Raw genomic sequence first — 21,964 nt, forward strand, 5'->3', positions numbered from 1 at the left:
GTCAGCGCCCGCGCAGCAGGACCGCGCTGAGCGGAGCCAGCGCGACGGTGGCCGATCGCCCTTCGACGGCCCATTCCGCCAGCGCCTGCAGGGTTTCGGGCCGCACCTCGCCCGCGACGACGACGAAACCGTCCTGCGCCGCCTTGAAAGCCGCGCGGTCCAGATAGCGGCGGATTACCGGCGCGGCCTCGCCCTCGCCATCCAGACGCCGGAACACCCGGGCCGAGGCCAGATCGGCGCGGCGGGCTTCCTGATCGCCCGCGTTCAACCCCTTGTCCCAGGTCAGAAGGCCCCGCCCCTGCCCCGCGATCACCGGAACGACCTGCGCGGCCAGTGGCCGGTCGTTCTGGAATCCGCCCTGTTCCAGATCCATCACCGCCACCGCCTCGGGCAACGCGGTCTGATGGGCCTGGAAAGTGGTTTCCAGATCACCGGCGGTGGCCCCGGCCGGGATGCCCGTCGCCAGCATCACCACCTCTTTCCCGGCGGCGCGATAGATCTCGGCGGCGGTCGCGGCGTCAGGCGCGGTCGGATCAATCGCGATCGTGACGGCCAGCGGCAGGTCGGCCAGCGCCTGTCGGTCCACATCCGGCCCGCCCGGATCCACCAGAACCACCGAAAAGAGCGGCTTGCCCCCCGCCCCGTCAAAGGCCACGGCATGGCGGCTGAGCGGCGGCAGGTCGGCGGCATCCGGCGCGGGTTCTTCGGCGACGGCGGGGGCATCCGGGGCGGTGTCGCTGCCGATGCTGGGCAGGCGCCCGGTGCGGACACCGTCCACCGCCCCGGAAAAGCCGGGCTGCGGCCTTGCTGACGGCGCGTCTTCGGCGGCGTCGTCGGTCACGGGCGGTTCCTGCGCCGGATCATCGGTTGCGGGCGCCGCCGCCTCGGGGGCGGCGTCGTCGGTCACGGGTACCCCCTCGCCTTCGGGTGCGGGCACTGCCGGGGTTTCGGGCGTGGCCTCGGCGGCGGGTTCGGGCGCAGGTTCGGCACCAGGTTCGGGGGCGGCCTCGGGCACGGCGCCGGGCGGAAGCGCCGCCAGGTCAATCTCGACCCCGGCATCGGGCACCTCTTCGGGCACGGGCACAAGCCCTGCCGCCTCGGCCGCCTTTTCGGCCTCTTCGGCGGCGCGCGCGATCTCGGCCATCATCGCCTCTTCCTCGGGCGTCAGCGGCGGCGGCGGGGGAAGATCGGCCAGACCCGGCGCATCATCGCCCGCCTCGGGCGGGGTGACCCGTGTCGGATCGAAGCCGGACGGCCCGCCCTCGGCCAGTTCAGGGGCATCGGGCAGGCTTGGGGCGGCAGGCGGCGCATCGGGCGGCGTCGGAGGCGCGTCGGTGACGTTCGGGGCAGTGGCCGCATCAAGCAGCGGATCGACCTCGGTCGGCGCGGCCTCGGGCAAGGTCTCGGCCACGGGGCCGGTCGCCTCGGGCGGGGTGGTTGCGTCGGGGCTGGTTTCCGGGCTTGTTTCGGGGCTGGTCGCCGGGCTGGTCGCCGGGCTGGTCACCGGGACGGTCGCCGGGGCCTCGGCACTGGTGGCGTCCGCAGCCTGATCCACGGCCTGATCCACTCCGGTATCGGCTGTCGCGCCGGCTGCAACATCGGCCGGGGCGCCCGCCGCCTCATCCGCAGGGGCCACAGGCCCGGCCTGATTGGCCGGTTCGGGCGGGGCGGCAAGCTGCGAGACCGTGCCCAGACCGACGACCGAGACAAGCCCGCCCCAGATCACACCCGAAAGAAAGCCCCGCACGATCCTGCCTCCACCTCTCAACTGCCCTGCCGCCTTGCTTCCCGCGCGGATCTGCGCCGCGGGGGCCGGTTGCACTTGACCTCAACCGGCGGCTGGCCCCATGTATAGCGCGACAGCGGGCGGGGTTCACCCCCTATCCGTATCCAGAAAACCGGGACCCGCAAGATGTTGCTCCTGATCGATAACTACGACAGCTTCACCTACAATCTTGTCCATTATCTGGGCGAACTGGGGGCCGATGTCGTCGTCCGGCGCAACGATGCGTTGAACGTGCAGGATGTGATGGCGATGCGCCCCGAAGGCATCGTCCTGTCGCCGGGGCCCTGCGATCCGGCGCAGGCGGGCATCTGCCTGCCGCTGACCACCGCTGCCGCCGAGGCGCAGATCCCGCTTCTGGGCGTCTGCCTTGGCCACCAGACGATTGGCCAGGCCTTCGGCGGGCGCGTGATCCGCTGCCATGAGATTGTGCACGGCAAGATGGGGGCCATGCACCACGCGGGCAAGGGCGTGTTCCGCGGCCTGCCCTCGCCGTTCCTTGCGACGCGCTACCATTCGCTGATCGTGGAACGCGAAACGCTTCCCGATTGCCTTGAGGTCACCGCCTGGCTTGAAGACGGCACGATCATGGGCCTGCGGCACAGGACGCTGCCGATCGAGGGCGTGCAGTTCCACCCTGAAAGCATCGCCTCGGAACACGGGCACAGGCTGTTGCAGAATTTCCTGGATGATCTGAAGGTGGCGGCATGAGCGACCGGCTGAAACCGCTGATCGGCACGGCCGCCGACCGACCGCTGACCCGCGAGGAGGCCGAAACCGCCTTTGCAGCCCTGTTCGAGGGCGAGGCGACGCCGGCGCAGATGGGCGGCTTCCTGATGGCGCTGCGCACGCGGGGGGAAACGGTTGGGGAATACGCCGCGGCCGCGTCGGTGATGCGCGCCAAGTGCAACAAGGTGCGCGCGCCCGACGGCGCGATGGACATCGTCGGCACAGGGGGCGACGGCAAGGGGACGCTGAACATCTCGACCGCGACGGCCTTTGTCGTGGCGGGAGCGGGCGTGCCCGTGGCCAAGCACGGCAACCGCAACCTTTCGTCGAAATCGGGGGCCGCCGATGCGCTGACCGAGATGGGGATCAACGTCATGGTCGGCCCCGACGTGGTGGAACGCTGCCTGACCGAGGCCGGGATCGGCTTCATGATGGCGCCGATGCACCACCCGGCAACGCGCCATGTGATGCCCGTCCGGCAGGAACTGGGGACGCGGACGCTGTTCAACATCCTTGGCCCGCTGACCAATCCCGCCGGGGTGAAGCGGCAGCTGACCGGCGCCTACACCGCCGCGCTGATCCGCCCGATGGCCGAGATCCTGCGCGAACTCGGCTCGGAAAAGGCCTGGCTGGTCCACGGCGGGGATGGCACCGACGAGCTGTCGATCGCGCTGCCCTCGAAGGTGGCGGCGCTGGATCAGGGCCAGATCACCGAATTCGAGGTTCACCCCGAGGATGCGGGCCTGCCCGCCCATCCGTTCGAGGCGATCCTGGGCGGCACCCCGGCCGAGAACGGCGCGGCTTTCCGCAGGCTGCTTGAAGGCGAACAGGGCGCCTATCGCGATGCGGTGCTGTTGAACGCGGCCGCCGCGCTTGTGGTTGCGGGTCGCGCAGCCAGTCTGCCAGAAGGTGTTGAAATTGCTCGCGAATCCATCGATACCGGCCGTGCGCTGGAAAAGGTGGAACTTGTCGTTGCGCTGACCCAGGCGGGCTGAACCGGCTTTCCCTTGCGTTTCCGATAGGCTAGGTCTGATCCCATGAGCACCATCCTTGACCGCATCAAGGCCTACAAGCTGGAAGAGGTCGCCGCCCGCAAGGCGGCCCGTCCGCTGGCCGATCTGGAAGAGGCCGCGCGCGAGGCCGACGCCCCGCGCGGCTTTTCCAGCGCCCTGCACGAAGCCGCCGCCGGGGGCTACGGGCTGATTGCCGAAATCAAGAAGGCCAGCCCCTCCAAAGGGCTGATCCGGGCCGATTTCGACCCGCCGGCGCTGGCCCGCGCCTATGAGGCGGGCGGGGCCACCTGCCTTTCGGTGCTGACCGACGGGCCCTCGTTCCAGGGGGCGGACGCATATCTCACACAGGCGCATGACGCGACCCGCCTGCCCTGCCTGCGCAAGGATTTCATGTATGATCCCTGGCAGGTGATCGAGGCGCGCGCGCTCAAGGCCGATTGCATCCTGCTGATCATGGCCTCGCTTTCGGATGCGCAGGCGGCCGAGCTTGAGGCGGTGGCGATCGAATGGGGTATGGATGTTCTGATCGAGGTGCATGACCGCGCCGAACTTGAACGGGCCAAGGCGCTGAAATCGGACCTGATCGGCATAAACAACCGCAACCTGCACACGTTCGAGGTCACGCTGGACACCACGCGCGATCTGGCGCGGCGCGTGCCCGAAGACCGTCTGATCATTTCGGAAAGCGGGCTTTACACGCCCGCGGATCTGGCCGATCTCGCCCGCTATGGCGCGCGCTGCTTCCTGATCGGCGAAAGCCTGATGCGGCAAGAGGACGTGACCGCCGCGACCCGCGCGATCCTTGCGAAACCCCTGACCGCACAGGGCGGCATCTGAGAAAGGGCGCGTTGATGACCGGCAAGACCGACACCGGGGGCCTTACGCATTTCGACGACAGGGGCCACGCGCATATGGTCGATGTCTCGGCCAAGCCGGTGACCGACCGCGTCGCAGTGGCGCGCGGACAGGTCAGGATGACGGCCGAGACGCTGGCGCTGATCACCGAGGGGCGCGCGAAGAAGGGCGATGTCCTGGGCGTGGCGCGTCTGGCCGGGATCATGGGCGCCAAGAAGACCGCCGACCTGATCCCGCTTTGCCATCCGCTGCCGGTGACGAAGGTCGCGCTTGACCTGACGCCCGATCACTCGATCCCCGGCATCGTGGTCGAGGCCACCGTGAAGACCGGCGGGCAGACCGGGGTCGAGATGGAGGCGTTGACCGCCGTCGCCACCGCCTGCCTGACCGTCTATGACATGGTCAAGGCCGTGGAAAAGGGAATGGTCATCGAAAACATCCGCCTGATCCTTAAAGAAGGCGGAAAATCCGGACGTTACGAGGCTATGTGATGATTTCGGTCGAAGAAGCCTTGGCCCGCGTCCTGGCCCTGTCGAAACCGATGCCGGTGGAAACGGTGCCCTTGCAGAAGGCCGCCGGGCGTTGGCTGGCCGAACCTGCGCGCGCGCGGCGCACGCAACCGCCCTTCCGGTCCTCGGCGATGGATGGCTATGCCGTGGCCGGCGCGACGGTGGGCGATGGCTTTGACGTCATCGGCGAAGCCGCCGCCGGGCGCGGTTGGACGGGGCACATCGCCCCGGGACAGGCGCTGCGCATCTTCACCGGCGCGCCGGTGCCCGATGGCGCCACAAGGGTCGTCCTGCAAGAGGACGTGACGCGCACGGGCGACCGGATCACCGTGACCGCGCTGTCCGAGGGCGACAACATTCGCCCCCTGGGCGATGATTTCATCGCCGGGGCAGAGCTTTCGCCGCGCCGCCTGCGCCCGTCCGACCTGGCGCTTCTGGCCGCGATGAACCTGCCCGAAATCCCCGTGCGCCGCCGCCCGGTGGTCGCGGTGATCGCGACGGGCGATGAGCTGGTGATGCCGGGCGAGGAACCGGGACCGGACCAGATCATCGCCTCCAACTCCTTCGCGATCAAGGCACTGGCCGAAGCCGCCGGGGCCGAGGCGCGGATGCTGCCGATCGCCCGGGATACCGAGGCGGACCTCTTCGCGATCCTGACGATGGCGCTGGATGCCGACCTGATCGTGACGATCGGCGGCGCGTCGGTCGGCGACCATGACCTTGTCGGGCGCGTGGCCGAAAGCATGGGCCTTGACCGCGCCTTCTACAAGATCGCGATGCGGCCCGGAAAGCCGCTGATGGCCGGGCGGATGCAGGGCGTGCCGCTTCTGGGCCTGCCGGGCAATCCGGTTTCGGCCATCGTCTGCGGCCACCTGTTCCTGGTGCCGCTGATCCGCGTCATGCTGGGCGACCCCTCGCCCGGTCCGCATCCCGCGCGCGCCGTGCTGGCCCGCGACGAACGCCCGACCGGCCCGCGCACGCATTACATGCGCGCGCGCCTCGAACCGGGCGATGGCCTGCCCCTGATCCGCGCCTTCGACCGGCAGGATTCGGCGCTTCTGTCGGTCCTGGCCGAGGCCGATGCGCTGCTGATCCGCCCGCTTGGCGATGGCCCGCGCCGCGCCGGCGAGATCGTGGACTATCTGCCGATCTGACCCCGTCGCGCGGCGGCGGCACGGCCCGGAACGCCAAGGCACTTGACACAAAACGGGAACACGGGCAGAACATTGTGTTAACACCTTTGTCCTGACGCCCGAGGGGATGCCCGATGCTGACGCGCAAGCAGCTGGAACTTCTGGATTTCATCAAGCAGCGTATGGATCGCGACGGCGTGCCGCCGTCTTTCGACGAAATGAAGGACGCGCTTGACCTGCGGTCGAAGTCGGGGATCCACCGGCTGATCACGGCGCTGGAGGAACGCGGTTTCATCCGCCGTCTTGCGCATCGCGCCCGCGCGCTGGAGATCGTGAAACTGCCCGAGGCGATGGAAAAGCCCGGCTTCACCCCGCGCGTGATCGCGGGCGACAGGCCCGCCGCCCCGCCCGCGCCACCGCGCGGGGCGATGACGGTGGAACCTGTCCATGCACTGGAACTGCCCGTCATGGGCCGGATCGCCGCCGGCGTTCCGATCGAGGCGATTTCCGAGGTTTCGCATCACGTGGCGGTGCCGGGGTCGATGCTGGCGTCGAACGGCAACCATTATGCGCTTGAGGTCAAGGGCGATTCCATGATCGAGGCGGGCATCAACGACGGCGACATCGTGGTGATCCGCGAACAGACCACCGCCGAAAACGGCGATATCGTGGTGGCGCTGGTCGAGGATGCCGAGGCCACGCTGAAATATTTCCGCCGTCGCGGCTCCATGATCGCGCTTGAAGCGGCGAACCCGGCCTATGAAACCCGTGTCTTCCCCGATCACATGGTCAAGGTGCAGGGCCGGCTTGTGGGCCTTATCCGCAGCTACTGATCGTCAGGCCCCGTCACGGGCGCGCGGGGGGCGGTCGGCCCTTGCGCGCGTTGGCCAAAGGCCGCCGTTCCTGTCGCTTCCAGCAATTCGATGTCACGACCGGGCGCGATGGTGATCTCGTCCGGCGGCAGGGTCCGGCGCTGCCAGAGGCGCGATTGCGTGATCGTCGGGCGGGCGATGAGCGTGCCGTCGCCCTTCGGCCGGATCGCCAATGGCCCGGTGCGTCGCAACAGCGCCTCGTCGATGAGGGCGCAACCGGGCGGCGCGTCCTCCACCCGCCCCGCCACGATGACCAGACGGCCCGCCGCGCAGGCATCCGCCACCTGCGCAAATCCCGCCTTGCCGCGCAGCGCCACCCCCTCCCACCCGTCCAGGACAAAGACCCGCGCGGCGGCAGGGCCGGAAAGGCCGGGGCGCGCCGCGGCCTCTTCCTGCGTCGCCAGATCGCCATCGTTCTCAAGCCAGCTTGACGCAGCGAAGCCCTGCCCGCGATCCGCCGACAGCGCCCGCCCCTCGGGGCCGAGAAGGCCCACCAGCCGCCCGTCGCCCGAAACCAGCAGAGGCGGCCGGTCGGCCTGCGACCACAGGACAAGGCCCGCCAGAACGGGCGGCAGGGCGAAGGCGCGCACCCGTCCCGCCGTCAGGCACAGGATCAGCCCGCCCAGCATGATCAGCGGCAGGACCACGGGCGATGGCGTGGGCACCGCCGATACGGCGCCGGGCGCATCGGCGACGGCCCCCGCCACGAACAGGATCCAGCGGGTTCCCTGTTCCATGACCCAGAGCGCGGGCTGCGACAGGCCCACCGGGGCCAGAACGCCCGCGATGACCGCTGCGGGCATCACAAGGACACTCATCACTGGAACGGCCAGAAGGTTGGCGATCAGCCCGTAATCGGCGATACGGTTGAAATGCACCGCCGCCACAGGCGCGGTGGCAAGCCCCGCCAGAAAGGACGAGGCGAAGAGCGCGACGGCGGGTTGCAGCCAGCCGGGCAGCCGGTGCGGACTGAAACGCCCGGTCAGCGCCCGGAAACCCGCGATCAGCGCGACCGTGGCCGCAAAGGACATCTGGAATCCCGGCTCCATCAGGGTTTCGGGCTGCCACAGCAGCAGCAGCAGCGCCGCCATCGCGACCGACCGCAGCGACAACGCGCGACGGTCGAACAGCACCGCCACAAGCATCACCGACACCATGATGAAGGCGCGTTCCGTCGCGACATTGCCACCGGACAACAGCAGGTAGAAGGCCCCGGCCCCCAGGGCCACGACGGCCGCGGCCTTCTTTGTCGGCAGGCGCAGCGCCAGGGGCGGGATCAGGGCCAGTCCGCCCCGCACCACGCCAAAGACGAAGGCCACCAGAAGCCCCATGTGCAGCCCCGAGATGGCCAGCAGATGCGCCAGGTTCGAGGCACGCAGGTCATCCAGCGTCTCGCGTCCGATGCCCGACCGGTCCCCGGTCAGGAGGGCCGCGGCGAAGGCGCCCGGCTCGCCCCCGATCCGGGCCATGACCGCGTCGCGGATGCCTGCGCGCAGGCGGTTCACCCATTGGTCGCCGGGGGCCGCACGATCCATCAGCACGGCGGGCGTGCGGGTATAGCCGACCGCCCCCAGCCCGTCGAAAAAGGCCATGCGGCGGAAATCGAAGCTGCCCGGTTCCACCGGCCCGTCGGGGGGGGACAAATGCCCGGTCAGGGCGATCACCTGTCCGGGTTCAGGCGTCAGCGCCTGATCGCCGTGCAGGGCCACACGGACCCGCGCGGGCATCCGCTGCTGCGCCACATCCTGAAGGATCACCCGGTCAAGCGTCAGGCGGATCGCGTCGGATTGCGACCGGTCTATGCCGATGATCCGCCCCTCCACGGGCCCGTAATAGCGGAAATCCAGCACCGGCAGCGCGACCGAATGTGCGCGCAGGCCGGCGGCCAGGAACCCCGTCGCCAACAGCGCCATCGCCCAGGCCAACGGGTGCCAGTGATCGCCGGCCCAAAGCCTGGCGGCCAGCATCGCCGGCAGAACCCCGCCCGCGACAGCGTAATGCGGCAGAACCGGCTCCCACGGCAGGGCGAACCACAGGCCGATCCCGCAGCCCAGGATGACGGGCGCCCAGGGCAGAAGGATGCCCCCTTCCCCCGCAAGCCGGGCCGGAAGCCACAGCAGGGCGTGCCGCAGCCGGCCCGGCCCGTCCTGCCCCGCGGGGATGCCCGTCTCTGCCAGAGCCGCCACCTTGTTTCCCGCCCCGCGATTGCCTATCAGGGGCCGGATGCTACCTGCCTCATGGTTTCCGAAAGGTTAATCCGCGCATGTCCGCCGCCCGCTCTACCGCCCATGCCCGCCCCGTCGTGACCCGGTTCGCGCCTTCGCCCACCGGGTATCTGCACATCGGCGGCGCCCGCACGGCGCTGTTCAACTGGCTGTTCGCGCGCGGCCATGGCGGCACGTTCCTTCTGAGGATCGAAGACACCGACCGCGAACGGTCCACACCCGAGGCGACCGAGGCGATCCTGTCGGGCCTGACCTGGCTCGGTCTCGACTGGGATGGCGATGTCGTCAGCCAGTTCGAACGCCGCGACCGCCATGCCGAGGTCGCGCATCAGATGCTGGCGCGGGGCGCGGCCTACAAATGCTTCTGCACGCCCGAAGAGATCGACGCCTTCCGCGAGGCCGCGAAGGCCGAGGGGAAATCCACCCTGTTCCAGTCGCCCTGGCGCAATGCCGATCCGGCCACGCACCCCGACGCGCCCTATGTGATCCGCATGAAGGCCCCGCGCGGGGGAGAGACGGTGGTCGAGGATGCCGTGCAGGGAACCGTGCGCTTCCGCAACGACCAGCTCGACGACATGGTTTGTTTACGTTCGGACGGTACGGCCACCTACATGCTGGCCGTGGTCGTGGATGACCATGACATGGGGGTCACGCATGTGATCCGGGGGGACGACCACCTGAACAACGCGGCGCGGCAGACGATGGTCTATCAGGCGATGGGTTGGGACATTCCGGTCTGGGCGCATATCCCGCTGATCCACGGGCCGGACGGCAAGAAGCTGTCGAAACGCCACGGCGCGACCGCGATCGGGGATTACCAGGGCCTGGGCTATCCGGCGGCGGGGATGCGCAATTACCTTGCCCGCCTCGGCTGGAGCCACGGGGATGACGAATTCTTCACCTCGGAACAGGCGATGGAATGGTTCGAGCTGTCGGGAATCGGCCGCGCGCCGGCGCGACTCGATTTCAAGAAACTGGAAAACATCTGCGGCCTGCACATCGCGGCGGCCGATGATGCTGCGCTGCTGCAAGAAATCGAGGCTTTCCTGAACGCCTCGGGCCGGCCAGCCCTGACCGACCGCCAGCGCCTGCTGATGGCGAAGGGCATGTACTGCCTCAAGGACAGGTCCAAGACTTTCGTCGAACTCATTGAAAAGGCGCAGTTCATCATGGCCGACAGGCCGATTGCGCGGGATGAGGCGGCGGAACGCGCGCTTGATACGGTATCCCGTGGTATACTGAAATCGTTGACGCCGCGCCTGCAAACTGCTAGTTGGACGAAAGACGGGCTGGAACCCATCCTGACCGAAGCGGCGGCGGAACACGGCCTGAACTTCGGCAAGCTTGCGGCGCCCTTGCGCGCGGCTCTGGCCGGGCGCACAGTCAGCCCCAGCGTCTATGACATGATGCTTGTCATCGGTCGGGACGAGACGATTGCGCGGCTCGAGGATGCCGCGGCCTGACCGTGCCGCAGCCTCGCTCCGCTTGGCCCCGAAAGGGCACCACCACATGGCCACGCCGGATCTGGCGGGCCTGAACGAAAGGGACGGAGATGGGTGAGACAACCAAGCGCACTGCCAGGCTGACCTTCGACGACAAGTCGATCGAGTTTCCGATCCTTTCGGGCAGCGTCGGCCCGGATGTGATCGACATCCGCACGCTTTACGGCGCGGGCGATGTCTTCACCTTCGACCCCGGCTTCAGCTCCACCGCCTCGACCGAAAGCGCCATCACCTATATCGACGGCGACAAGGGCGAGCTGCAGTATCGCGGCTATCCGATCGAACAGCTGGCGGAAAAGTCGCATTACCTCGAAGTCTGCTACCTGCTGCTTTACGGGGAGCTGCCGAACGCCGCGCAGATGAGCGATTTCGAAGCCCGTGTGACCCGCCACACGATGGTGCATGAACAGATGCACTATTTCTTCCGCGGCTTCCGCCGCGACAGCCATCCGATGGCCACTATGGTGGGCGTTGTGGGGGCGATGTCGGCCTTCTATCACGACTCGACCGACATCAACGATCCCTGGCAGCGCGAAGTCGCCGCGATCCGCCTGATCGCAAAGGTCCCGACGATCGCCGCGATGGCCTACAAGTATTCGATCGGCCAGCCCTTCGTCTATCCGAAGAACAGCCTCGATTACGCGGGCAACTTCCTGCACATGTGCTTTGCCGTCCCGGCCGAGGATTACAAGGTCGACCCGGTCCTTGCCAAGGCGCTGGACCGGATCTTCATGCTGCATGCCGATCACGAACAGAACGCCTCGACCTCGACGGTGCGTCTGGCCGGATCGTCGGGCGCCAACCCCTTCGCCTGCATCGCGGCGGGCATCGCCTGCCTCTGGGGACCGGCGCATGGCGGCGCGAACCAGGCCTGCCTTGAGATGCTGCGCGAAATCGGCACGGTCGACCGGATTCCCGAATACATCCGCCGCGCCAAGGACAAGAACGACCCGTTCCGCCTGATGGGCTTCGGGCACCGGGTCTACAAGAATTTCGACCCGCGCGCGAAAGTGATGAAGGAATCCGCCGACGAGGTCCTCGGCCTGATGGGGATCGAAAACAACCCCACCCTCCAGGTCGCCAAGGAACTGGAACGGATCGCGCTGGAAGACGAATATTTCGTCGAGAAGAAGCTCTACCCGAATGTGGACTTCTATTCGGGGATCATTCTCGAGGCGATGGGTTTCCCCACCTCGATGTTCACGCCGATCTTCGCCCTGTCGCGCACCGTCGGCTGGATCGCCCAGTGGAAGGAAATGATCGGCGACCCGACGCAGCGCATCGGCCGTCCGCGCCAGCTTTACGTCGGCCCGAAGCAGCGCGACTATATCGACGTCCGGCACCGCTGAACATTCCGGAAAAGAAAACCGAAACGGGGCCTTGCGGCCCCGTTTTCATGTTGTGGAGCGGGGTGGGCAGGAAGGGGGGCTGTCTGCCCCCCTCTTTGCCTTCGGCAAATTCACCCCCCGAGGGTGTTTTCGTCAGGTTGAAAGACAATTTGAATCAAACTTTCTTCATTCTCGCGCAAATATCCCGGGGGTGAGGGCCGCAAGGCCCGAGGGGGCAGAGCCGCCTTTCCTGGCTCCTGCACAGGAAGCGGGTGGTGCCTGGATCAGTCGCCGATATCGAGCGCGATCGCGTGGATGCGCGCGGTCAGGTCACCCAGGGCGCGGTTGACCGCGCGGTGCCGGTCGATCCGGCTGAGGGCGGCGAATTCGGGCGCGCGAATCCTGATCCGGAAATGGCTTTCGCCGGACCCGTCGTCGCCCGCGTGCCCCGCGTGCCGGTAGCTTTCGTTGATCACCTCAAGCTCGGTCACGCGGAAGGCCGCGCCCAGACGGTTGCGGATTTCATTCTCGACGCCCATTTGATCGGCTCCCCCTTCAATCCCCGGCTCAATCCTTTAAACTCTCGCCTCCCGACTCGCAAAGGCAAGGTAAGATGTCCAAGCCCCCGTTCGAATTCGATATCCGTGTGTCCGCCGACAAGAAGCGCCGCAAGACCGGTCGGCGCGGCATGTCGGGGGCCTTTGAAAGCTCGAACCGGGGTTGCGAGTATCCCGGCTGTTCGGAGCAGGGCCTTTATCGTGCGCCGAAATCCCCCGACCTGCTGGACGAGTATTTCTGGTTCTGCAAGGATCATGTGCGCGAATACAATCTGAAGTGGAACTTCTTCCAGGGCACCTCTGACGAGGAATTCCAGAAGTTTCTCGACAAGGACCGTCTCTGGGGGCGCGAAACGCAGCCCTTCGGCAAGCGCCCCGACGAGGGGCGCGTCTGGTCGCGTCTTGGCGTGGATGATCCGATGTCGATCCTGGGCGAGAAGGCGACGCAGAATCCCGGCCGGGCGGAGCCGTCGGGCGCAATCCGCAAGCTGCCCTCCACCGAACGCAAGGCGCTTGAGATCCTCGATGCGCGGGACACCTGGACCAAGACGGAAATCCGCAAGCAATACAAATCTCTGGTCAAGGATCTTCATCCTGACATGAACGGCGGGAACCGCGACGACGAAACCCGCTTGCAAGAGGTCGTCTGGGCCTGGGACCAGATCAAGATCAGCCGCTATTTCCGCGACTGAGAACGATCCCGTTCGGTGGGCGCCCGTTCGGTGGGCGCCCGTTCGGTGGCCGCCCGTTCAGCGTCCGAAGGGGCGGATGAAATCGTATTTCAGAAGCCAGATCATCGCCCGCTCCACCGCAGGCGCGCGCAGGCCGGTGGCATTTTCCACCTCGGGGCGGCTCAGGCCCCGGTCCGCGCCCGCAAGGATCGCGGCCATCACCGCCTCGACACTGGCGGTCGGCTCGAACTGCCGCTTCAGCCCCGCATAATCGCGCAGCGCAAGCATGGCCGCCACATCCGGCGCGCCTGCCGCAGGCGGGGTGGCGACATAGCGTTCGGCCCCGAAGCCTGCCACCTGGCTGGGATAGGCCCCGAACAGCAGGAAGGGCGACGGCGCGACCGGCAGGCCCCAAGCCGGATAACGCGGCGGCGGCACCGGGGCGCGGCGGCGGCGCGCGTTGAGGTCGGCCCAGAGATCCTGCATGCGGGGAATGACGCGGGACCAGTCGTAATGTTCCACCGCCCGGCGCCGCCCGGCCTCGCCCATCCGGCGGCGCAGCGCGGGATCGCGCGCCAGCCTGAGAACGGCCTCGGCCATCCCCGGCACGTCGATCTGGGTCAGCGCCGAGACGCCCGCGCAATACTGCACATAGCTGTCGGCCCCGCCCTGATAGCGCAACGCCTCGCGCACGGCATGTTCGGGGCGCAGGGTGCGCGTGGCCACGCGGATGCCCGTATCGGGCGTCACGGTGTCGCGCATTCCGTCCCAGTCCGAGACGATCAGCGGCAGGCCTGCGGCCATCGCCTCGATCGGGGCGAGACCGAAGGTTTCCTGGATGTTGTCGATCAGGAAGGCAAAGGCATCGGCCCCCGAAAGCGCCGCCTGCCGATCTTCGGCCCGGGCGCCATCGAGGATCAGGAAACCCACCTCGGGCATCAGCCGCGCCGCACCGCTTTCAAAAACGCGGCGGCTGTAGTCGTCGCGGAAGATCCCGCAGAGCACGAGATGCAGCCGTTGCCCCGGCGCAAGCTGCCGCGCCGCCTGTGACAGCGCCAGATAGACCGGCAGGGGATCGAACTTCTCGTGCGGGGTCAGTCGTGCGATCGTGGTCAGCACCAGATCCTCCGGCCCTGCCCCGAGCCGCGCGCGCAACGCCGCGCCCGCCGCAGGGTCGGGGGCGAACTCGGCCGTGTGGATGCCAAGGGGAATCACCGGAAGCTGCGGTCGCGGCGGGGGTGGTGCGTTGAACCGGCGGCGGATGTGGTCGTCGATCAGGTCCATCTGGGCGCGGACGCTGGCCTGCACCGCCTGCGAGGTGCAGATCACCGCATCCCAGTCGGCGTGCGGGCTCATCCGCAGGTCGAAGAACCCCTGCATGACGCCTGCGGTCGAGGTGGTGTGCGTGATCCCGCAGATCGACCAGGCCGCCGCGCCATAGGGCGCCCGGCGCCAGACCTCGGTCGCAAAGTTCGGGCTGGGATAGTTGATGCACCCCAGGGGCGAGATGCGATGCACATCCGCAAGGCTCACGGCGCGGAACGGCATGTCGGGGCGCAGGTCGCGGGCAGCGGCCCGCACCGCAGCGGGCCCGGCCCCGCCATGGGCCAGCAGGACAAATTCGTCCACATCGGCATGGGTCAGGAAACCGCGCAGGAAACTTTCGCCCGCAACGCGCCGCCCGTTAATTCCCTTGGCCTTCGGATCATAGCCGTCGCTGGCAAACCATATCGCGGCGTTGCGGTCGGCGCGGGCGGTCATTTCCGCTCCATCCAGAGCCAGGGTGTCGGCCCGGCCCGCCATTCCCAGACCGCCAGAAGCCGGTCCATGTCGGACAACTGGTGCATCCAGTCGGGCAGTCCGCTGTCGTCGATCCGCCGTTCGATGCGGCGCAGGGCATGCGTCGGGCGGAAGCGGCGGGCGATCTTTTCCAGAAGGCCGGGTTTCATCCCCTCATGCACCTCGACCAGGATATCGGCCGCCAGAAGGCCGGGCGCCTGCGCCGGGTCCAGCAGGTCTTCCTCGGCGCCCTCGATGTCGCAGACGATGACCGACCTTGCGGTCGTGCAGATGGCGAAATCCGCCGCCTCCATACGGCCACCGATCTCGATCCGGTCGGCGACGCCGTTCTGTTCGGCCAGCTTGCGGCACAGCGACTGCGCGAAGGGGTTGTCGTCGCGCGCCAGAACCCGCGCCTCGGGCATGCGCCGGGCCAGACCCACGGCATAATAGCCCTCGGCCGATCCGATATCGATCACCAGCGGATAGGCCCGCGCGATGATCGTTTCCACCACGTCGGCCAGCGAGGCCTCGTAACAGCCGATCAGCCGCGCCGAGCGGGTGCCTTCCGAGGCGCGGACCCCGTATTTCATGCCCTTGAAGGGCCCCGAAAGCACCGTGTCGCCCGACATCTTCGTCAGCGTCTCGGACACCAGATGCGACCGCCATTTCGCCAGATGGCGCAGGGCTGCCACCAGCCGGTCATGGCTGGGGTCGCCCTCCAGCATCCTCTGCAGATCCTCGGTGACGCGCACCGTAAGGGGTGTGGGTTTCCTGCTGCTCATGCCTGGGGCCTTTCCGATGGGCCTTCTTCGCGCGAAAGGTTAGCCTGTCGCCCGGCTTCGGTCCACAACCTATTCGGTGGGCCATTTGGTGGGCTATTCGGTGGGCGCCCGGCGCCCGCGCGCCAGCACGTGGACCAACGCCATGCCCCCGGCCCAGAACGCGGCAGCCGGGACCGATCCCAGCGACAGGATCAGCCCCATCGCCGCCCCGACAACGGCAGCGCGAAAAACCCCGGCGCCCATCGGATCGAACAAAAGCCCCGCCACCGCGCCGCCCAACCCCGTGGCCAGAACCGCCCCCAGCACGGCCCATCCCAGACCAGCGCGCCCGGGCCGGCCGAACAGCGGCGCAACCGCCAGCCCCGCGGCCACCGATCCCGCCCCGGCATAAAGGATCAGCCGCAGATCGCGCCCGGTCACCCCCGCCCGGTCCCAGGTGGCCCAAAGCATCACCCCTGCACCCACCAGCCCGACGGCCAGCGCCACCGCCGCCCGCCGCCCCGGCGCCATCGCCCCTCTCGCCCCTTGTTCCGTCATCCCGGCCCCCTTCACCTTTCCTGCCGCAGGCCCCATCATCGCCCACCCTGTGCAGCCGCCCTGTGCAGCCGCCCTGCCCGTCCCGTGCAGCGGTCGTGCAGACCGCCCTGCCACAATCCCCTGTCGCCCGTGCCCTTCCCCTTGCAGCCCCCGGCGTTATGTTCCACAAAACCCGAAAGCACCGCGCCGGGACAGGCGCATCACGAGAATGGCGGAAGACATGGCTGATACAGTGGCAAGACCCACCGAAGAAATCTCTGTCCGGGACGTGTTCGGCATCGACACGGACATGAAGGTCAAGGGCTTTGCCGAACGCACCGACCGCGTGCCCGAGATCGACCCGACCTACAAGTTCGACCCCGACACGACGCTCGCCATCCTTGCGGGCTTCGCCTACAACCGCCGGGTGATGATCCAGGGCTATCACGGCACCGGCAAATCGACCCATATCGAACAGGTCGCCGCCCGGCTCAACTGGCCCTGCGTGCGCGTCAACCTCGACAGCCACATCAGCCGGATCGACCTGATCGGCAAGGACGCAATCAAGCTGCGCGACGGCAAGCAGGTGACGGAATTCCACGAAGGCATCCTGCCCTGGGCGCTGCGCAACCCCGTGGCCATCGTCTTTGACGAATATGACGCGGGCCGGGCGGATGTGATGTTCGTCATCCAGCGCGTCCTGGAACATGACGGCAAGCTCACGCTTCTCGACCAGAACGAGATCATCACCCCGCATCCGTCCTTCCGGCTGTTTGCCACCGCCAACACCGTGGGTCTGGGCGACACCACGGGGCTTTACCACGGCACCCAGCAGATCAACCAGGCGCAGATGGACCGCTGGAGCCTCGTCGCCACGCTGAACTATCTGTCCCATGACGCCGAGGCCGCGATCGTCCTGGCCAAGAACCCGCATTACAACACCGAAAAGGGCCGCAAGACCATCAACCAGATGGTGACAGTGGCCGACCTGACGCGCACCGCCTTCATGAACGGGGACCTCTCCACGGTGATGAGCCCGCGCACGGTGATCAACTGGGCGCAGAATGCGGAAATCTTCCGCAACGTGGGCTATGCCTTCCGGCTGTCATTCCTGAACAAATGCGACGAGCTGGAACGCCAGACGGTGGCCGAGTTCTACCAGCGCTGCTTTGGCGAGGAACTACCGGAAAGCGCCGCCTCGATGGCGATGAAGTAAGAAAAGGAAGGGGGGCTGTCTGCCCCCCTCGGCCTTCGGCCTCACCCCCCGAGGATATTTCTGGACAGAAAATGGAAACGAACGCCTCACGGATTTTCTGTCTGAAAATATCCTCGGGGGGAGCTTCCCGCAGGGAAGCGCGGGGGGCAGACAGCCCCCCGCCCCGCCCGCCACATGCCGGACCGATCGAGGGACGCAAGCCGTGACCAAACCGACCGACAACCCCGCCGACCCTTTCAAGAAAGCGCTTGCCGAGGCGACCAAGGTCATGGCGGATGATCCCGAGATGACCGTGACCTTCAGCGTCGACCCCTCGGGGATGACGAAGGAAGGCGTGCGGCTGCCGCAGGTCAGCCGCAGGATGACGCGGGACGAGGTGATGCTGGCGCGCGGCACGGCGGATGCCTTCGCCTTGCGCCGCAAGTACCATGACGAGGCGGTCGCGACCCGTTATGCCCCGCCCGGGGGGCTTGCGCGCGAGATCTATGACGCGATGGAAACCGCCCGCTGCGAGGCGGTCGGCGCGCGCGCCATGCCCGGCACCGCCACGAACATCGACGCGAAGATCGCCCATGAGGCCGACCGCAAGGGCTATGGCCAGATCACCTCGAACGCGGATGCCCCCCTTTCGGTGGCGGCGGGATATCTGGTCCGGCATCTGGCGACCGGCCGCGACCTTCCGAAGGGCGCCGAGAACGTGATGAACCTGTGGCGCGGCTTCATCGAGGAACAGGCCGGCGGAACGCTGGAAAGGCTTGACGCCGCGCTGGCCGATCAGGCGGCCTTCGCCCGGCTGGCCCGTCAGGTGATCGCCGATCTGGGATATGGCGACCAGCTTGGGGAGGACCCCGATCTCGACCAGGACGACGAGATGGAGGACGAGGCCCAGGAGGATCAGGACAACCCCGACAGCGCGGGCGACGACAGCCAGGAAACCGACGAGAGCGAACCGAGCCCTGAACAGAGCCAGGAAGAGCAGCAGGACGCCAAGGAGGCGCAGGTCTCCATGGAGGACAGCGCCGACATGGACGACGGCGAAGAGGCGGAATTGCCCGAGGGCGAGGCCCCGCTGGAGCCGCCCCCGCCAGCGCCGCATTCCGACGCCGATCCGAATTATACGGTCTATACCACGGAATTCGATGAGGAAATTCGTGCCGAGGATCTGGCTGAACCGGCCGAACTGGAACGGCTGCGCGCCTATCTCGACCAGCAGCTTGAGCCGCTGAAGGGTGCGGTCAGCCGTCTGGCGAACAAGCTGCAGCGCCGCCTTCAGGCACAGCAGAACCGGTCCTGGCTGTTCGACCTCGAGGAAGGCACGCTGGACGCCGGGCGCCTTGCGCGCGTGGTGGCGAACCCCACGACACCCCTGTCGTTCAAGCAGGAGAAGGACACCGAGTTCCGCGACACCTGTGTGACGCTGCTGCTGGACAATTCCGGTTCGATGCGCGGCCGCCCCATCTCCATCGCCGCGATCTGCGCCGATGTCCTGGCGCGCACGCTGGAACGCTGTTCGGTGAAGGTCGAGATCCTGGGCTTTACCACCCGCGCCTGGAAGGGGGGCCAAAGCCGCGAGAAATGGCTGGCCTCGGGGCGCGAACAGCAGCCCGGCCGCCTGAACGACCTGCGCCACATCATCTACAAGGGGGCCGATGCGCCCTGGCGGCGCGCGCGCGAGAACCTGGGCCTGATGATGAAGGAGGGGCTGCTGAAAGAGAACATCGACGGCGAGGCGCTGGAATGGGCGCATCGCAGGCTCGCCGCCCGGCCCGAGGCGCGCAAGATCCTGATGGTGATATCGGATGGTGCCCCGGTGGACGATTCCACCCTGTCGGTCAACCCGGCGAATTTCCTGGAAAAGCACCTGCGCGACGTGATCGCGATGGTGGAGCGGCGCAAGGCGGTGGAACTGATCGCCATCGGCATCGGCCATGACGTGACGCGCTATTACCAGCGCGCGGTGACGATCACCGATGTCGAACAGCTGGCAGGCGCCATGACGGAACAATTGGCCGGCCTTTTCGACAGCGACCCGAGGATGCGGGCGCGGGTGCTGGGGATGCGCCGGGTCGGATAGCGTGGCGGCGGGGGGCTGTCTGCCCCCCGCACCCCCCGAGGATATTTTTGCCAGAGTGAGGAAGAGGTCATGTTCCAGACATTCGAGAGCACGGCTTCACCCGCCACAGGGCCCGTTCGGCTGGCGCAATTGCGGGCGCGGCTGGCGGCCGAGGGGCTGGCCGGCTTCATCGTGCCGCGTTCGGATGCGCATCAGGGCGAATATGTCGCCGCGCGCGACGAACGCTTGCAATGGCTGACCGGTTTCACCGGGTCGGCGGGATTCTGCATCGTCCTGCCGGATGTGGCGGGCGTGTTCATCGACGGGCGCTACCGCGTGCAGGTGAAGGCGCAGGTGGACCTTGCGGCCTTTACCCCGGTGCCCTGGCCCGAGGTCAAGCCCGGCGCCTGGATCCGCGAAAAGCTGACGGGCGGCGTGATCGGCTTCGATCCCTGGCTGCACACGGCGGACGAGATTGAAAAGCTTGATTCAGCGCTTGAGGGTTCCGGCATAACCCTCCGCTCCACAAGGAATTTTATTGATTCTATCTGGAACGATCAGCCCGCACCGCCGGTGGGGCGCGCCTTCGTTCACAGCGACGACCTGGCCGGGGAAACGGCCGCTGCAAAGCGCGACCGGCTGGCGGCGGGGCTGGCGCAGGCCGGGGAACGTGCGGCGGTGATCACGCTGCCAGATTCGATCTGCTGGCTTCTCAACATCCGGGGGGCGGATGTGCCAAGAAATCCGATCCTGCATGGCTTTGCCGTGCTCCAGGACAACGGCCATGTCACGCTCTACGCCGATCCGGCGAAATTCGACGAGCCGACGCGCGCCCATCTTGGCCCGCATGTGACGCTGCGCCCGCCTGCGGCCTTCGTGCCGGGCCTGCATACCCTGCCCGGTCCTGTCCGGGTGGATCGCACCACAGCCCCCCTGGCCGTCAGCCGCGAGCTGGAAGAGGCGGGCATCGCCGTCGTGTGGGGCGACGACCCCTGCCGACTGCCAAAGGCCTGCAAGAACGCGGGCGAGATCGCGGGCATGCGCGAGGCGCATCTGCGGGACGGCGCGGCAATGGTGGAGTTCCTGTGCTGGCTCGATGCCGAAGCCCCGAAGGGCGGGCTGACCGAGATCGATGTCGTCACCGCGCTGGAAGGCTTCCGGCGGGCCACCAACGCCCTGCATGACATCAGCTTCGACACGATCTGCGGAGCCGGGCCGAATGGTGCGATCATGCATTACCGCGTGACGCACGAGACGAATCGCCCTGTGCGGCAGGGTGAATTGCTGCTGGTCGATTCCGGGGCGCAATATGCGGACGGGACGACCGACATCACCCGGACGATGGCGATCGGCCCCGTCTCGGCCGAGGCGCAGGAATGCTATACTGCAGTCCTTCAGGGGCTGATCGCGATTTCCCGCGTGCGCTGGCCGCGCGGCCTTGCCGGGCGCGACCTTGATCCGCTGGCGCGGTATCCGCTTTGGGTCGCGGGGCGCGATTTCGATCACGGCACCGGGCATGGCGTGGGGGCCTTCCTTTCGGTCCATGAAGGGCCGCAGCGCCTGTCGCGGATCTCGGAGGTGCCCCTGCGGCCCGGCATGATCCTGTCGAACGAGCCGGGCTATTACCGCGAGGGCGCCTTCGGCATCCGGCTGGAGAACCTGATCGTCGTGGAAGAGGCCGCCAAGGCAGGCGACGGGCGGGACCATCTGGCCTTCGAAACCCTGACCTTCGTGCCCTTCGACCGGCGGCTGATCCTGACCGAACGCCTCGCCCCCGGCGAGCGCGACTGGCTGAATGCCTATCACTGCGCAGTGATGGACAGGATCGGACCCCGCGTTTCCGACGCCGCACGGGTGTGGCTGGCGTCGGCCTGCGCCCCGGTCTGAGCGGCTCTTTGTTGGACATGAGGAAGGGGGGCTGTCTTCCCCCCTGATGTCCTTCATAGGGGGCAGCGCCCCTGCCCCATCATCCGTCAGGCTGCTGCGGCAGCAGTGGCGCGGATCCGTTCCACCATCGCGCGGACCCCGTTCGACCGCTGCGAGGACAGGTGTTCGTTCAAGCCGAGACGGGCGAGTTCGGCGGGCGCGTCGACGCGCGCCACCTCGGTCAGGGTCAGACCGGAATAGAGCGCATGCAGGACCGCGATCAGCCCGCGCACGATCATCGCGTCGCTGTCGCCCTGAAAGTCGAACCGGGCGCCGGGCCCCTGCCCGTCGATCATCGGGCGCAGCCAGACCTGGCTTGCGCAGCCGTCGACCTTGAAGGCGGGCACGCGGAACGCCTCGTCCAGGGGCGGCATCGCCTTGCCCAGTTCGATGACGTGGCGATAGCGGTCCTCCCAGTCGTCCAGGAACTCGAAGGTTTCGGCAATCTCCTCGAAGGCGGGCGTGGCCATGGCATCCTCTTGTCGCGGCTTGCCTTCACCTAGGCGCTTTGC

The 21,964-nt window shown here is 67.6% G+C and carries 19 protein-coding genes; 12 read left to right on the plus strand and 7 right to left on the minus strand.

From position 1 onward, the window contains the following. Window position 1: 1 nt before the first annotated feature. A complete protein-coding gene (locus E7811_RS00630) occupies window positions 2-1,747 on the minus strand; it encodes a divergent polysaccharide deacetylase family protein (protein WP_246020142.1) in 1,746 nt (581 codons plus the stop codon). A 165-nt stretch (window positions 1,748-1,912) separates the two neighbouring features. On the opposite strand from E7811_RS00630, the gene E7811_RS00640 reads away from it, so the two are divergent. From E7811_RS00640 to lexA, 6 genes are all read left to right on the plus strand, one after another. After that, the gene (locus tag E7811_RS00640; protein WP_136392676.1) at window positions 1,913-2,494 is read left to right on the plus strand and encodes an anthranilate synthase component II; all 582 of its coding nucleotides are present in this window, start codon (window positions 1,913-1,915) and stop codon (window positions 2,492-2,494) included. Next, window positions 2,491-3,507, plus strand: coding sequence for an anthranilate phosphoribosyltransferase (trpD, locus tag E7811_RS00645; protein WP_136392677.1), 1,017 nt, complete (start codon window positions 2,491-2,493; stop codon window positions 3,505-3,507). Before E7811_RS00640 ends, trpD begins: the two co-directional genes overlap by 4 nt. A 42-nt stretch (window positions 3,508-3,549) precedes the next feature. After that, a complete protein-coding gene (gene trpC, locus E7811_RS00650; RefSeq protein WP_136392678.1) occupies window positions 3,550-4,362 on the plus strand; it encodes an indole-3-glycerol phosphate synthase TrpC in 813 nt (270 codons plus the stop codon). A gap of 14 nt (window positions 4,363-4,376) precedes the next feature. Beyond that, the gene (moaC, locus tag E7811_RS00655) at window positions 4,377-4,871 is read left to right on the plus strand and encodes a cyclic pyranopterin monophosphate synthase MoaC (RefSeq protein ID WP_136392679.1); all 495 of its coding nucleotides are present in this window, start codon (window positions 4,377-4,379) and stop codon (window positions 4,869-4,871) included. Then, the gene (locus E7811_RS00660; RefSeq protein WP_136392680.1) at window positions 4,871-6,043 is read left to right on the plus strand and encodes a molybdopterin molybdotransferase MoeA; all 1,173 of its coding nucleotides are present in this window, start codon (window positions 4,871-4,873) and stop codon (window positions 6,041-6,043) included. Before moaC ends, E7811_RS00660 begins: the two co-directional genes overlap by 1 nt. A gap of 113 nt (window positions 6,044-6,156) precedes the next feature. Then, a complete protein-coding gene (gene lexA, locus E7811_RS00665) occupies window positions 6,157-6,855 on the plus strand; it encodes a transcriptional repressor LexA (protein ID WP_136392681.1) in 699 nt (232 codons plus the stop codon). Here lexA and E7811_RS00670 read toward each other — a convergent pair. Further along, a complete protein-coding gene (locus E7811_RS00670) occupies window positions 6,849-9,071 on the minus strand; it encodes a ComEC/Rec2 family competence protein (RefSeq protein WP_394345604.1) in 2,223 nt (740 codons plus the stop codon). The two genes, lexA and E7811_RS00670, sit on opposite strands and share 7 nt — an antisense overlap. A gap of 86 nt (window positions 9,072-9,157) precedes the next feature. Here E7811_RS00670 and gltX point away from each other — a divergent pair, with 86 nt between their 5' ends. Beyond that, on the plus strand, window positions 9,158-10,582 hold the full coding sequence (gene gltX / locus E7811_RS00675) for a glutamate--tRNA ligase (protein WP_136392682.1): 1,425 nt from the start codon (window positions 9,158-9,160) through the stop codon (window positions 10,580-10,582). Between the two features lie 89 nt (window positions 10,583-10,671). After that, entirely contained in the window at window positions 10,672-11,970 is a 1,299-nt protein-coding gene (gene gltA, locus E7811_RS00680) for a citrate synthase (RefSeq protein WP_136392683.1), read from the plus strand. 263 nt (window positions 11,971-12,233) lie between these two features. Here gltA and E7811_RS00685 read toward each other — a convergent pair whose 3' ends face one another. After that, window positions 12,234-12,488 (minus strand): BolA family protein, encoded by a 255-nt coding sequence (locus E7811_RS00685; RefSeq protein WP_136392684.1) that lies wholly within the window; start codon window positions 12,486-12,488, stop codon window positions 12,234-12,236. Window positions 12,489-12,562: 74 nt separating this feature from the next. Here E7811_RS00685 and E7811_RS00690 point away from each other — a divergent pair, with 74 nt between their 5' ends. Continuing rightward, the gene (locus E7811_RS00690) at window positions 12,563-13,198 is read left to right on the plus strand and encodes a J domain-containing protein (RefSeq protein ID WP_136392685.1); all 636 of its coding nucleotides are present in this window, start codon (window positions 12,563-12,565) and stop codon (window positions 13,196-13,198) included. A gap of 57 nt (window positions 13,199-13,255) precedes the next feature. Here the strand turns inward: E7811_RS00690 and E7811_RS00695 are convergent, their stop codons facing one another. The 3 genes from E7811_RS00695 to E7811_RS00705 form a co-directional block, all read right to left on the minus strand. Further along, entirely contained in the window at window positions 13,256-14,938 is a 1,683-nt protein-coding gene (locus E7811_RS00695; RefSeq protein ID WP_168732891.1) for a glycosyltransferase family 4 protein, read from the minus strand. Further along, window positions 14,935-15,741: a class I SAM-dependent methyltransferase gene (locus E7811_RS00700; RefSeq protein WP_136392687.1), complete on the minus strand. Its 807-nt coding sequence runs from the start codon at window positions 15,739-15,741 to the stop codon at window positions 14,935-14,937. The genes E7811_RS00695 and E7811_RS00700 overlap by 4 nt, the downstream gene beginning before the upstream one ends. A gap of 93 nt (window positions 15,742-15,834) precedes the next feature. Beyond that, complete coding sequence (locus tag E7811_RS00705; protein WP_136392688.1) at window positions 15,835-16,278, minus strand: hypothetical protein; 444 nt, start codon at window positions 16,276-16,278, stop codon at window positions 15,835-15,837. Between the two features lie 220 nt (window positions 16,279-16,498). Here E7811_RS00705 and cobS point away from each other — a divergent pair, with 220 nt between their 5' ends. The 3 genes from cobS to E7811_RS00720 all read left to right on the plus strand — a co-directional run bounded on the left by cobS (window position 16,499) and on the right by E7811_RS00720 (window position 21,413). Beyond that, window positions 16,499-17,473, plus strand: a complete 975-nt coding sequence (gene cobS, locus E7811_RS00710) for a cobaltochelatase subunit CobS (RefSeq protein ID WP_211092075.1) — start codon at window positions 16,499-16,501, stop codon at window positions 17,471-17,473. Between the two features lie 202 nt (window positions 17,474-17,675). After that, window positions 17,676-19,547 (plus strand): cobaltochelatase subunit CobT, encoded by a 1,872-nt coding sequence (gene cobT, locus E7811_RS00715; RefSeq protein WP_136392690.1) that lies wholly within the window; start codon window positions 17,676-17,678, stop codon window positions 19,545-19,547. Between the two features lie 69 nt (window positions 19,548-19,616). Continuing rightward, window positions 19,617-21,413 (plus strand): aminopeptidase P family protein, encoded by a 1,797-nt coding sequence (locus E7811_RS00720; RefSeq protein WP_136392691.1) that lies wholly within the window; start codon window positions 19,617-19,619, stop codon window positions 21,411-21,413. Window positions 21,414-21,499: 86 nt separating this feature from the next. On the opposite strand, the gene E7811_RS00725 is transcribed toward E7811_RS00720, so the two are convergent. Then, window positions 21,500-21,922: a SufE family protein gene (locus E7811_RS00725; protein ID WP_136392692.1), complete on the minus strand. Its 423-nt coding sequence runs from the start codon at window positions 21,920-21,922 to the stop codon at window positions 21,500-21,502. Window positions 21,923-21,964 lie beyond the last annotated feature (42 nt).

The organism is Aliigemmobacter aestuarii, from assembly GCF_004799285.1.
Taxonomy (GTDB): domain Bacteria; phylum Pseudomonadota; class Alphaproteobacteria; order Rhodobacterales; family Rhodobacteraceae; genus Aliigemmobacter; species Aliigemmobacter aestuarii.

Excerpts from the sequence above, each read along its gene's own strand:
- E7811_RS00640 (WP_136392676.1), top strand. The coding sequence starts at position 1,913 with ATGTTGCTCCTGATCGATAACTACGACAGCTTCACCTACAATCTTGTC.
- trpD (WP_136392677.1), top strand. The coding sequence starts at position 2,491 with ATGAGCGACCGGCTGAAACCGCTGATCGGCACGGCCGCCGACCGACCG.
- trpC (WP_136392678.1), top strand. The coding sequence starts at position 3,550 with ATGAGCACCATCCTTGACCGCATCAAGGCCTACAAGCTGGAAGAGGTC.
- moaC (WP_136392679.1), top strand. The coding sequence starts at position 4,377 with ATGACCGGCAAGACCGACACCGGGGGCCTTACGCATTTCGACGACAGG.
- E7811_RS00660 (WP_136392680.1), top strand. The coding sequence starts at position 4,871 with ATGATTTCGGTCGAAGAAGCCTTGGCCCGCGTCCTGGCCCTGTCGAAA.
- lexA (WP_136392681.1), top strand. The coding sequence starts at position 6,157 with ATGCTGACGCGCAAGCAGCTGGAACTTCTGGATTTCATCAAGCAGCGT.
- gltX (WP_136392682.1), top strand. The coding sequence starts at position 9,158 with ATGTCCGCCGCCCGCTCTACCGCCCATGCCCGCCCCGTCGTGACCCGG.
- gltA (WP_136392683.1), top strand. The coding sequence starts at position 10,672 with ATGGGTGAGACAACCAAGCGCACTGCCAGGCTGACCTTCGACGACAAG.
- E7811_RS00685 (WP_136392684.1), bottom strand. The coding sequence starts at position 12,488 with ATGGGCGTCGAGAATGAAATCCGCAACCGTCTGGGCGCGGCCTTCCGC.
- E7811_RS00690 (WP_136392685.1), top strand. The coding sequence starts at position 12,563 with ATGTCCAAGCCCCCGTTCGAATTCGATATCCGTGTGTCCGCCGACAAG.
- E7811_RS00695 (WP_168732891.1), bottom strand. The coding sequence starts at position 14,938 with ATGACCGCCCGCGCCGACCGCAACGCCGCGATATGGTTTGCCAGCGAC.
- E7811_RS00700 (WP_136392687.1), bottom strand. The coding sequence starts at position 15,741 with ATGAGCAGCAGGAAACCCACACCCCTTACGGTGCGCGTCACCGAGGAT.
- E7811_RS00705 (WP_136392688.1), bottom strand. The coding sequence starts at position 16,278 with ATGACGGAACAAGGGGCGAGAGGGGCGATGGCGCCGGGGCGGCGGGCG.
- cobS (WP_211092075.1), top strand. The coding sequence starts at position 16,499 with ATGGCTGATACAGTGGCAAGACCCACCGAAGAAATCTCTGTCCGGGAC.
- E7811_RS00720 (WP_136392691.1), top strand. The coding sequence starts at position 19,617 with ATGTTCCAGACATTCGAGAGCACGGCTTCACCCGCCACAGGGCCCGTT.
- E7811_RS00725 (WP_136392692.1), bottom strand. The coding sequence starts at position 21,922 with ATGGCCACGCCCGCCTTCGAGGAGATTGCCGAAACCTTCGAGTTCCTG.